This window comes from Algibacter amylolyticus, assembly GCF_014202225.1.
Lineage (GTDB): Bacteria > Bacteroidota > Bacteroidia > Flavobacteriales > Flavobacteriaceae > Algibacter_B > Algibacter_B amylolyticus.
Map to the genome: position 1 here is coordinate 129,533 of NZ_JACHGE010000004.1, position 12,262 is coordinate 141,794.

Below are 12,262 nucleotides of genomic sequence, written 5' to 3' on the forward strand. Positions count from 1 at the left end.
TAGAAAAACTGTAAGTATATTAACTTACAAACAAGTTGCAATTATACATAAAAAAATCTGCCCGTAAGCAGATTTGAAACAACATTTATTTAGCTTAGTTTAGTTTGAAAGCGCTAATTAAATTAACATCGTTTTCTTTATATTCATATTGATAGAGTGTGTTATCGCCAATCATTAGCAAGCTTTCTTCCAAAGGAATAACATCTTTAGCCTGTACATTTTTTAAAGTTTTTACCAACACCAAATCTTTAGGGCTTTCTCTATTAAATAGTTTTAAACCCGCCGTACCATCGCACACATAAAGCATATTTTCCTTTACTCCCAAACCATAAGGGTTCTCTAAGGTATAGCGTTGCGCTAATGTAGGTGTTGTTTTATCGCTAATATCGATAACCTCTAGCACACTTTCCAGTTGTCCACAAGCATTACCGCCACGTAGCGTTACATAAGCATAGTCGCCATCTACAACAACCGGATCGCAACCTTCCCAATGCGTAAACTCCGAAACATACTCAGGCAAATTCGGGTTATCCAAACTATAAATATACATACCATTCGTACTACCTAAATACAAATACCCATCGGCCTGAAACATAGTTTCTATATTCCATCCCGCATACGTGGTATTTTCAAGGACTGGTTCTTTTAAATTCTGAATATTAAAAATAGACATTTCATAATTACCAACCGCATACAAGTACTTATTTACAATTTGAAAACGCGCTAAGGAACCACCTACACCCGTTACAGACTCCACATTAGAAGCTAACACATCGCCATCAAAAAACATAACATCTGTGTTTTTTTTACGACGCTCGGTGGCCAAAGTCCATCCTACAATTATATCTTCATTATAATCAAACTTACCATAATCTACAACTTGAGCTTCAACAGGAACAGCGTAATCATAAACATTAAACACATCTTCCAACCGTTCAACAAACTCAACATTATTAATATCCCTAATATCAAAAACAACCAAATCGGTTGCACTATCGGCATATAAAAACCCATCCTTAACCGAGATATCCTCGTTACCAGGGATTTTAATAAATTTTATAGCTTCAGGTAACTCGGGGTTTGAGTTATCAATAATATGAATTCCATTATCTACATCGCCAATAAAAATATAATTTCGATACACATAAATTTTACCAACCGCCTCAATACTTTTAGGCGCATCAATTTTTACGGCGCTCCTAAAAGCAGTCTTACTCATTAATTGCGGCGTTGCAACTTGTACAAACTCATAATCGTCGTCGTCATTATTATCACAAGACCAAACAGAAACAAGCAGAGATAATAGTAAAAGGTACTTAAATTTCATAAACAAGGTGTTTTTAATAAAGATGTAAAAACATAAAAAGGTTGCGTATATAATATAAGTTTTTTTATAGCGCAACCCAAAAGGGTCGGGCTAAAAGCCTGTCTTGAGCTTAGTCGAAAGGTTGCAAGTCCTCGCACCTTCTTCGTCGGGCTGTGGGCTATCCAATACTATCCCTTGCGCGCTTACTCAAAACCGCTTAACACAACCCAACAAAACTTAAAAAATCACAGTTCAAAATAAGATATAAAATCAAACTGCCACTTTGTCACTAAATGTAAATTTATTGTATCTTTGCATACTTATTGACCCGGTAGAAATATCGACACACTATGGAAAAGACAATAGACGAAAATAAACAAGGCCAATCTTTAGTTATAGACAAAAAAGAAGGCAACAAACGTAAACTTTTTATCGAGAGCTACGGTTGCGCCATGAATTTTAGCGACAGCGAAATTGTTGCATCTATAATGGCTAATCAAGGTTTTAACACCACACAAAACCTAGAAGAAGCCGATTTGGTTCTAGTAAACACCTGCTCTATTCGCGATAAAGCAGAACAAACCGTACGTAAACGCCTTGAAAAATATAACGCAGTAAAACGCGACCATAACCCAAACATGAAAGTTGGTGTATTAGGTTGTATGGCCGAACGCTTAAAAACTAAATTTCTTGAAGAAGAAAAAATAGTAGACCTAGTAGTTGGACCAGACGCCTACAAAGATTTACCAAACCTTCTTGCCGAGGTAGACGAAGGTAGAGATGCTATAAACGTTATCCTATCTAAAGAAGAAACCTATGGAGATATATCGCCGGTGCGTTTAAACACCAACGGCGTTTCTGCATTTGTATCCATTACTCGTGGCTGCGATAATATGTGTACTTTTTGTGTGGTACCTTTTACTCGCGGTAGAGAACGTAGTAGAGATCCACAAAGTATTATTGAAGAAGTTAACGACCTTTGGAGCAGAGGTTACAAAGACATTACTCTACTTGGGCAAAATGTAGATAGCTATTTATGGTATGGTGGCGGCCTTAAAAAAGATTTCGAAAAAGCCAGCGATATGCAAAAAGCAACTTCGGTAAATTTTTCTAACCTATTAGAAATCTGTGCCAAAGCACAACCTAAAATGCGTATTCGTTTTTCAACATCAAACCCTCAAGATTTAACTTTAGATGTGGTTAAAACCATGGCTAAATATCAAAACATCTGTAACCATATTCATTTACCCGTGCAAAGTGGAAGTAATCGTATTCTTAAAGAAATGAATCGCTTACATACCCGAGAAGAGTATATGGAATTAATTGATAACATTAGAGAAATCATACCTAATTGCACCATCAGTCAAGATATGATTGTCGGATTCCCAACCGAAACTGAAGATGATTTTCAAGATACTATTTCCTTAATGAAATACGTAAAATATAATTTTGGTTACATGTATAAATATTCTGAACGCCCAGGAACTATGGCTGGCAGAAATATGAAAGATGATGTTCCAGAGGATACAAAAAAACGTAGACTACAAGATATTGTAGACTTGCAGCGTATTCACAGCGAAATTAAAACCAAAGAATGGTTGGGTAAAACAGTTGAAGTACTTATTGAAAAGGAATCTAAAAAATCAGATCAGCAATGGTCTGGTCGTACCTCAGAAAGTATTGTATGTGTATTCCCAAAAGGCCATTATAAAGTAGGCGATTTTGTAAATGTAAAAGTTACTAACTGTACAAGTGCAACGCTTATTGGAGAAGCTGTAGGGTTCTCACAAAACACTTAAATGTATTATGTATGAGTAAAAGTATAGTGTTATTCTTAGGGTTTGCATTTGTATTATCAACTAATTACGCTCAAGTTAACCTAGAGCTAAACACGGTTAACACCAATTACCTTGCAATTACTAACACTATAAAAGTTAAAACTCTAGCATCTAACCTTTCTTTTAATTCTAATAAACTTATAAATTTATTAAATAAAAAATTTGGTCTATTTAACGAAGCATCAAAAGGTAAATTAGGAGTAACCTACTTATGGAAAAATATAGCCCTAAAAAATATAAATACCGAAGGTGGTACTTTGATTATATACGATTCACATTATGATAAAAAACAAGAACATCTAAATGGTAAAATCACTCATATCAAAATACCAATTGTAAATATTTACATATTAGACATGAACAATAAAAACATTTTAGATTCAAATAAAAACGAAACTAAAATGACAAAATATTTTAAAAAGCTTATTAAGAAAGCAAGTAAAAATTAACTAAAAAGATTCCCATTTAATGGGTAATTATTATGGAATCAATTCAAGCTATAAAACAACGTTTTGGAATTATTGGTAATAACCAAGCACTAAATCGCGCTATCGAAAAGGCCATACAAGTAGCGCCTACCGATATCTCGGTTTTAGTTACTGGAGAAAGTGGTGTTGGAAAAGAAAGTATTCCAAAAATAATCCATCAATTATCTCATAGAAAACACAACAAATACATTGCTGTAAACTGTGGTGCCATTCCAGAAGGCACTATAGACAGTGAGTTGTTTGGGCACGAAAAAGGAGCCTTTACAGGAGCAACACAAACTCGCGAAGGCTATTTTGAGGTTGCCGATGGTGGCTCCATTTTTTTAGATGAAGTTGGCGAATTACCATTAACAACTCAAGTACGTTTATTACGTGTTTTGGAAAACGGCGAATTTTTAAAAGTAGGATCTAGCAAGGTTCAAAAAACAGATGTTCGTATTGTAGCCGCAACAAACGTAAATATGTTTGAAGCTATCGAAAAAGAAAAATTTCGTGAAGATTTATATTACAGATTAAGTACGGTAGACATTAACTTGCCACCACTTAGAGAGCGACAAGAGGATATTCATATTTTATTCCGGAAATTTGCCAGCGATTTTGCATTAAAATATAAAATGCCAACAATAAAACTGACTGATAATGCTATTCAAGTTTTATTAAAACATCGTTGGGGCGGAAACATTCGTCAATTGCGTAATATAGCCGAACAACTTTCTGTTTTAGAACAAAACCGTACGGTAAGCGCATCAACATTACAAGGTTATTTACCTGCTTCGTCGGGCACTAACCTGCCTGCTGTTATTAAAACATCTAAATCGGAAAGCGATTTTAGTAGCGAACGCGAAATTTTATACAAAGTACTTTTCGACATGAAAGCCGACCTAAACGACTTAAAAAAGTTGACTATGGAACTCATGAAAAACGGCAACGTAAAAGATGTTGAAAAAAATAACGAAAGCCTGATTCAAAAAATTTATGGCGATAACGATGATGAGGATATCGATTTTAAAGAAGCTAACTCAAACAACGACCTCATCGCTATTACAGAACATAATTCAAGTAAAGATACTCCAACACCTGTTCAAGATAAATATTACTTTGCCGAAGAAATTGAAGAGGAAGAAACGCTCTCATTACACGATAAGGAATTAGAATTAATTAAAAAATCGCTTGAACGTCACAACGGAAAACGTAAATTAGCAGCCGAAGAATTAGGTATTAGCGAACGTACACTTTATCGAAAAATTAAGCAGTTCGATTTATAACAATAAACAAAGTTAATCGTTACAACAATACTCTAATAATCACAAATAACGCAAGTTATACATCGATTTAACAAATGAAACACACAAAATACATCATTATTCTTCTATTAACCATAACTTTTTTTAGCTGTGGCATATATTCATTTACTGGAGCATCAATTCCTCCTGGTACAGAAACTTTTCAGGTAAACCGATTTGAAAACACATCGTTACTTGTAGAACCAGGTTTAGAAAACGAATTTAAAATAGAACTTGAAGATTATATTTTAAATCAAACCAATTTAACTTTAAACCCATCTAGAGGCGATTTAATTTATGAAGGTGAAATTACAGATTATAGAATCTCACCTACTACAGCTACGTCGTCAAATACAGCAGCACAAAACAGATTAACCATTAGCGTTAAACTTCGTTTTTTCAACACCAAAAAAGAAGAAGACGATTTAGAACAAAGCTTTTCTTTTTTCTATGACTATCCTGCTAGCACACAATTAATAGGAAGCGTAAAAACAACAGCACACGAAGAAATTTTTGAGCGTATTACTCAAGATATATTTAACGCTACATTAGCAAAATGGTAGTTATTAATAAATAACATAAAAGCAATAAATTAAGGTATAACCAATGAACCAAACAGATTTTACATATATTTTACATCACCCTCAAGTTATTTCTCATGAGCAAACGGAGGCTGTAAAATCTATTATTGAAAGGTTCCCCTATTTTCAAGCGGCACGCGCTATACACTTAAAAGGATTAAAAAACCAAAGTAGTATTTCATACAATCAAGAACTTAAAACCACGGCAGCTTACACAACCGATCGTAGTATTTTATTCGATTATATAACATCTGAAGCTTTCATTCAAAATGAAATCTCTAAGGCCATTAAAAAGAATACTGAAAACTTAAAAGGCATCCCTGTAAATGTTGAAGACATTTCGGTTAACCGAAACGTTACTATTGACGATATTTTAAAACAACAAATTAAAGATACCGATGGTGTTTTAGACCCTGCTTTATTCGAACCTAAAGAATATAGACCTAAAAAATTCACGGGTTTTAAACCAGATGAATCAAAAGATATTGAAAATGCCACCAAGGAAAACAAAACTCAAGAAGCAACACCCGAAGACTTATTGAACCTTGGTCAACCGCTTCAATTTGACAAAAAAGAAACACATTCCTTTAATGAGTGGTTAAAGTTATCTCAATTTAAACCTATAGAACGCGAGCAAGAAAAAGAAACGAACACACAAGAAGAAAGACCTGTAGAAGTTAAACCTTCAAAAGGATTAGCAAAAGCTGAAAAGTTTCAACTTATCGATAAATTTATTGCCAAAAACCCAAAAATAAGCCCTGATAAAACGGCACCTTCCAAAGGGAATTTGGCAAATGCACAAATGATACAGCCAGAGGCTTTAATGACCGAGACTTTAGCACGTATTTATGTTGAACAAAAAAACTACAAAAAAGCAATTCAATCTTATAAAATTTTAAGTTTGAAATATCCAGAAAAAAGTAGTTTCTTTGCAAACCAAATTAAAGCTGTAGAGCACATACAAGAACAAAACAATAGAGAATAATGAGTACGTTTACAATATTTTTAGTCCTTATAGTAGTTGTAGCATTTTTGCTAATCGTTGTAATTATGGTTCAAAACCCTAAAGGTGGCGGATTATCATCATCTTTTGGTGGTGGCGGTACACAACAATTAGGTGGTGTAAAAAAGACAACCGACTTTTTAGATAAAAGTACATGGACATTAGCAACTTTGTTATTAGTATTAATACTAGTTTCAAACATTGCAATTGATAGAGGGAATGCAGGTATAGAATCTAAAGCTTTAGATACCGATGCACAAAGCACACAACCTTTACCAGCTGTACCAACAACAAATGACACAACGACTGCAACTCCAGAGGATTCGGCAGCAGAGTAATTAGCATAAAAACAAACAATTAAATGCCAACTTATAGAGTTGGCATTTTTTGTTTCTGCAAGTTTGTCAGTTAACAAGTAATGGCACATTTTTAGCACCTTACTTAATCATTAATATAAATTATAAAAAACTATATAAAAATGGCATTAAACATTAAACCCTTAGCAGATCGTGTTCTTATTGAACCTGCTGCAGCCGAAACCAAAACAGCTTCAGGAATTATTATTCCAGATAATGCAAAAGAGAAACCACAAAAAGGAACTGTAGTTGCTGCTGGCCCAGGAACAAAAGATGAGCCTATTACAGTTAAAGTTGGAGACACCGTTTTATATGGAAAATACGCAGGAACAGAACTTAAACTTGAAGGTAGCGATTATTTAATCATGCGTGAGAGTGATATACTGGCAATTATCTAATTGCAAATTCCAAAAAAATAAAAAAACAAAATTCCAAAAATTCTCAATAAAACTTTCTAATTCCAATTTTGGCATTTTTAAAGTATGACAATTGAGATTTAAAAATTTTAAAAAATTTTCATTATGGCAAAAAACATAAAATTTGATATTGAAGCACGCGACGGTTTAAAACGTGGTGTAGATGCATTAGCCAATGCAGTAAAAGTAACATTAGGTCCTAAAGGACGTAACGTAATTATTTCTAAAAGCTTTGGTGCTCCTTCTGTAACTAAAGATGGTGTATCTGTAGCAAAAGAAATTGAATTGGCAGACGAGCACGAAAACATGGGTGCTCAAATGGTAAAAGAAGTAGCTTCTAAAACTAACGATTTAGCTGGTGATGGTACTACTACTGCTACTGTATTAGCGCAAGCTATTGTAAAAGAAGGTTTAAAAAACGTAGCTTCTGGTGCTAACCCAATGGATTTAAAACGTGGTATAGATAAAGCTGTTGAAGCCATTGTTAAAGATCTTGAAAAGCAAGCTCAAAAAGTTGGTAATTCTTCTGAAAAAATAAAACAAGTTGCTGCTATTTCTGCAAATAACGACGATACTATTGGAGAGTTAATCGCTCAAGCTTTTGGTAAAGTTGGTAAAGAAGGTGTTATTACTGTTGAGGAAGCTAAAGGTATGGAAACTTATGTTGACGTAGTTGAAGGTATGCAATTCGACAGAGGATACTTATCTCCTTACTTTGTAACTGATGCTGATAAAATGATTGCTGATTTAGAAAATCCATACATTTTATTATTTGACAAAAAGATTTCTAACTTACAAGAAATTCTTCCAATATTAGAACCAGTTGCACAATCTGGTCGTCCTTTATTAATCATTGCAGAAGATGTAGACGGACAAGCCTTAGCTACTTTAGTAGTAAACAAATTAAGAGGTGGTTTAAAAATTGCAGCTGTTAAAGCTCCAGGATTTGGAGACAGACGTAAAGCAATGCTTGAAGACATCGCTATATTAACTGGTGGAACTGTAATTTCTGAAGAAAGAGGATTTACTCTTGAAAATGCAGATTTAAGCATGTTGGGTACTGCTGAAACAGTAACTGTAGACAAAGACAATACAACTATTGTTAATGGTGCTGGAAAAGCTGGAGATATTAAAGCTAGAGTAAACCAAATTAAATCTCAAATTGAAACTACAACTTCAGATTACGATAAAGAAAAACTACAAGAGCGTTTAGCTAAATTAGCTGGAGGTGTTGCTGTACTTTATGTAGGTGCTGCAAGTGAAGTTGAAATGAAAGAGAAAAAAGACCGTGTTGATGATGCCTTACACGCAACGAGAGCTGCTGTAGAAGAAGGTATTGTTGCTGGTGGTGGTGTTGCTTTAGTTAGAGCAAAATCTGTTTTAGCAAAAATTACAACTGATAATTTAGATGAAACTACTGGTGTACAAATAGTAAATAAAGCTGTTGAAGCTCCTTTAAGAACTATTGTTGAAAATGCTGGAGGCGAAGGTTCTGTAGTTATCAATAAAGTATTAGAAGGTAAAAAAGATTTTGGTTACGATGCTAAATCTGAACAATATGTTGATATGCTAAAAGCTGGTATTATCGATCCTAAAAAAGTAACTCGCATTGCTTTAGAAAATGCAGCTTCGGTAGCTGGAATGATTCTAACAACAGAGTGTGCTTTAATAGATATTAAAGAAGATGCTCCTGCTATGCCTCCAATGGGCGGTGGCGGAATGCCAGGAATGATGTAATGGTGAATACCCATACACATTGACTCCTGTCAATTTATAAACTTAAAAGCCTTTGATTTTCATCAAAGGCTTTTTTATTTTATATATTTCAATTTTTAATTAAACCAAACCGCATAACGTTTTCTACGCAACTCTAAAGCTAATGCTTCTTCCATTTTTAAAGCTTCGGCTCTAGAACTTATAGGATCGATATGATTGTACAAACTAGGTCTTAAATACGATCCATATTTCTGTACAATATTGGACGACAACTTATAGCCTTTCTTATTTCTATACCCTGTTTTATGTTGGATGAATCTTTCTTTAGGCGTTTTACTTGTCATACCTACATACAAACATTCTAATACGCCATTAAATTGCGGATTTGCTGCACGAAACTTAGCATTTTCAGTATACACCCGTTTGGATAATTCTATCACATAAATACGATATTGCGCTTTAGGCATAAAGGTTATACTCTAGTGGTTATGATTATGGTCGTCACCTTCTTCATGCTTATGCTCTTCTTCTTTTTTTGGTGCATGGTCGTCAATTACCGCCTCATCACGATATTTACAACAAGGGTGCACAGTAGCATAAGCTTCATCTGTTGCCTTTAATACTTTAGTGTCGTGTCCAGCAGCAAGCACTTGCTTTTCTATTGTAGCAACGCTTGTTTTACGGTCGTCGAAAATTAATTTCAACTCATGGGTGTCTATACTCCAATCTGCAAACTTTACGCCTTTTGTATTTAAACATGCCTTTTCAATACGTGCTTTACACATACCACAAATACCATCCACCTCTATTGATGCTTTGGCATTTTTGTTTTGTGCGAATGTTAATGTTCCGGTTAGCATTAAAGCTATTACTAATAGTTTTTTCATGTTTTAATTATTTAATATTTTTAATATCCTCGTTAGAGGTCTTCTTAATTAATTTTCTAGTTATTAATTTAAACTTCTATTTTTCTAACGAAGTTTAAATCGCAAGCCTGCATAATACATGCTTCCAAAAATGGGGCCATATACAAAGGTAGAATCAAAATTCGCACCAAAAGGGTCTTCTGCACCTAAAATAGGATTAGACTGTCTTAAATTTGTAATATTCTCACCTCCTAAATATACTTCAAATTTTGGAGAAAACACCTTGGTTATTTGCGCATTTAAAGTTGCAACCGTTGGTGTTCGCTCGGGCAATTGATACTGGGTAGGATTCGCACTTGTATTGGCATAACGTTGGTCACTTAACCAATTAAAGGTGGCATCAAACTTCCAGAAATCGAGTTTTGTTTCGTTATGTTCGGTCTCGTATCCAATATTTGTAAAAAATCGATGTTTAGATGTTAACGGGCGCTCTAATCTGCCTGAATTATAATCGGTTTTTACATCATAAAATTTATAAGCCATTCGCAAATCTACATGCTCAAAAACATTATAATTCAATTCGGCCTGAAAACTATTTGCAAAACTTTTTCCGTCTAAATTATAAAAATTTATCTCGGTAGGGGTTTCCCAATCTACTACAATTTGATTTTTAAAATCGGTTTTATAATAATCTAAAGTTATATCTGCTTTCCTGCCAAAAAGATTAAAACCTTGTAAATAAGATACGCCATAATTCCATGCAATTTCAGGGTCTAAACCATACACACTTCCTCCAGTATCTAGTATATTAATTTGTCTAGATGTAGAGAACATTTGTTGGTTTTCGGTAAAAATATTAGCACTTCGTTTCCCTCTACCAAACGATGCTCTAAAGGCCGATTTACTCCACGGCGAATAACGTGCATGAACTCGTGGTGTTATAAATTCACCTAACAAATTATGATGATCCACTCGCACACCTGCAGTAAGATTAAACAGCTCTAAATTATCAAAACTATACTCAAAAAACGCACCTACCGAGTTTTCGGTTCTTTCAAAATCTGCATCTAACGCCCCCGCATTTACAAACTCGTCGTAATGATCGTAAGTATAGCTAATTCCTGTTTTTATTTTATGTCTAGAATCGCTAATTATAGAGTTATAAATAGCATTTGCATACAAACTGTTATGTGTAATATCATAAGTATTTAAACCAAAATACGATTCTTGTTTATGGCTACTATAAGCCGTTTGCACCCCAAGACTTTGCCACGGAATTTCCGGGTTAACATAACCAAACTTAGTAGAAATCTCATAACGTTTCGTATTAATTTCGCCACCCCAATTATTGGTTGTTAGCTTATCGGTATCTGGATTAAAATCCAACTCGCCCATTTGCTTTTCATCATTTAAAAACTTCAAATTAACAAAGCTTACAAAACCCTTTTCTGTATCGGTATATTGCCAACGATTCATCAGGTTAATTTGATTAAATTTTGGCATATCCAAAAAGCCATCATCATTAACATCATGCTCACCATTATGTGTATTACCATGAATATACAAACCCGTATGCCATTTATCGCTCACCTTAGTGTTTATGTGTGTATTAAGCTCCAACCGCTCGCTAGATGCGCCGTATAAGTTAACAAACAATTTATCGTCGGTAGATGGTTTAACCAATTCGGCATTAATTTGGCCAGCAATACTTTCAAACCCATTAACAACACTACCGGCACCTTTGGTAATTTGAATACTTTCCACCCAAGTTCCAGGAATAAAACTTAAACCATAGGCTTGCGATGCCCCACGAATAGACGGGATATTTTCGGTGGCAATTAAAATATAAGGGGTCGTTAACCCTAGCATTTTAATTTGTCGTGTTCCCGTCATAGCATCGGCAAAATTAACGTCTATAGAAGGGTTTGTTTCAAAACTCTCCGAAAGATTACAACAAGCCGCCTTTAACAACTCTGCACTACTCACATTAATAACATTAGCCGATTTATAATACGATTTCGCGGTGGTTTGCTTTCTAGATTTTACCATAACGGCATCTAAATTATCGCTAGGTTGCAACCAATGCTTAATTTTTTTAGGCGCATTAACAGTTAATGTATCTGTTTTAAAACCAACGTAACTTATAATAAGCTTCCGGTATTCTGGCTTGTACGATAGCGAAAAATTACCATCAATATCGGTTACCGTTCCAACTTCTGTACCTTGCCAATAAACGTTAGCTCCTGCCAACCCTATTTCTCTGGTTTTATCGTAAGCATCAAGTATTTTTCCTGTTATATTATCTTGCGAAAACAGCAAAACCGGGAGCATTACAACTATATATATAATTTTTTTCATTCTTAATAAATTTAATTTGGGCGTTACCCACAAGGGGTCGGGCTTTCACTA

The 12,262-nt window shown here is 34.5% G+C and carries 12 protein-coding genes; 8 read left to right on the forward strand and 4 right to left on the reverse strand.

Annotation, left to right across the window (positions count from 1 at the left end; translation table 11 throughout):
- Nucleotides 1-94: 94 nt before the first annotated feature.
- Entirely contained in the window at nt 95-1,327 is a 1,233-nt protein-coding gene (locus HNQ90_RS10160; RefSeq protein WP_144115688.1) for an LVIVD repeat-containing protein, read from the reverse strand.
- A 329-nt stretch (nt 1,328-1,656) separates the two neighbouring features.
- Here HNQ90_RS10160 and miaB point away from each other — a divergent pair, with 329 nt between their 5' ends.
- The 8 genes from miaB to groL all read left to right on the forward strand — a co-directional run bounded on the left by miaB (nt 1,657) and on the right by groL (nt 9,008).
- Nucleotides 1,657-3,105, forward strand: coding sequence for a tRNA (N6-isopentenyl adenosine(37)-C2)-methylthiotransferase MiaB (gene miaB, locus HNQ90_RS10165; RefSeq protein ID WP_144115689.1), 1,449 nt, complete (start codon nt 1,657-1,659; stop codon nt 3,103-3,105).
- 11 nt (nt 3,106-3,116) lie between these two features.
- Nucleotides 3,117-3,593 carry a hypothetical protein gene (locus HNQ90_RS10170; RefSeq protein WP_144115690.1) on the forward strand — a complete coding sequence of 159 codons (477 nt, stop codon included), beginning with the start codon at nt 3,117-3,119 and terminating at the stop codon, nt 3,591-3,593.
- Nucleotides 3,594-3,625: 32 nt separating this feature from the next.
- Nucleotides 3,626-4,897, forward strand: coding sequence for a sigma 54-interacting transcriptional regulator (locus tag HNQ90_RS10175; RefSeq protein ID WP_144115691.1), 1,272 nt, complete (start codon nt 3,626-3,628; stop codon nt 4,895-4,897).
- Nucleotides 4,898-4,971: 74 nt separating this feature from the next.
- Nucleotides 4,972-5,478 (forward strand): LPS assembly lipoprotein LptE, encoded by a 507-nt coding sequence (gene lptE, locus HNQ90_RS10180; RefSeq protein WP_144115692.1) that lies wholly within the window; start codon nt 4,972-4,974, stop codon nt 5,476-5,478.
- A 43-nt stretch (nt 5,479-5,521) separates the two neighbouring features.
- The gene (locus HNQ90_RS10185; RefSeq protein ID WP_144115693.1) at nt 5,522-6,481 is read left to right on the forward strand and encodes a hypothetical protein; all 960 of its coding nucleotides are present in this window, start codon (nt 5,522-5,524) and stop codon (nt 6,479-6,481) included.
- Complete coding sequence (gene secG, locus HNQ90_RS10190; protein ID WP_144115694.1) at nt 6,481-6,837, forward strand: preprotein translocase subunit SecG; 357 nt, start codon at nt 6,481-6,483, stop codon at nt 6,835-6,837. Before HNQ90_RS10185 ends, secG begins: the two co-directional genes overlap by 1 nt.
- A 140-nt stretch (nt 6,838-6,977) precedes the next feature.
- Nucleotides 6,978-7,253: a co-chaperone GroES gene (locus HNQ90_RS10195; RefSeq protein ID WP_144115695.1), complete on the forward strand. Its 276-nt coding sequence runs from the start codon at nt 6,978-6,980 to the stop codon at nt 7,251-7,253.
- Between the two features lie 123 nt (nt 7,254-7,376).
- The gene (groL, locus tag HNQ90_RS10200) at nt 7,377-9,008 is read left to right on the forward strand and encodes a chaperonin GroEL (protein WP_144115696.1); all 1,632 of its coding nucleotides are present in this window, start codon (nt 7,377-7,379) and stop codon (nt 9,006-9,008) included.
- 95 nt (nt 9,009-9,103) lie between these two features.
- On the opposite strand, the gene HNQ90_RS10205 is transcribed toward groL, so the two are convergent.
- The 3 genes from HNQ90_RS10205 to HNQ90_RS10215 form a co-directional block, all read right to left on the reverse strand.
- Entirely contained in the window at nt 9,104-9,454 is a 351-nt protein-coding gene (locus tag HNQ90_RS10205; RefSeq protein ID WP_144115697.1) for a ribose-5-phosphate isomerase, read from the reverse strand.
- Between the two features lie 12 nt (nt 9,455-9,466).
- Complete coding sequence (locus HNQ90_RS10210) at nt 9,467-9,874, reverse strand: heavy-metal-associated domain-containing protein (RefSeq protein WP_144115698.1); 408 nt, start codon at nt 9,872-9,874, stop codon at nt 9,467-9,469.
- Nucleotides 9,875-9,958: 84 nt separating this feature from the next.
- Nucleotides 9,959-12,211 (reverse strand): TonB-dependent receptor, encoded by a 2,253-nt coding sequence (locus HNQ90_RS10215; protein ID WP_144115699.1) that lies wholly within the window; start codon nt 12,209-12,211, stop codon nt 9,959-9,961.
- Nucleotides 12,212-12,262: the final 51 nt, after the last annotated feature.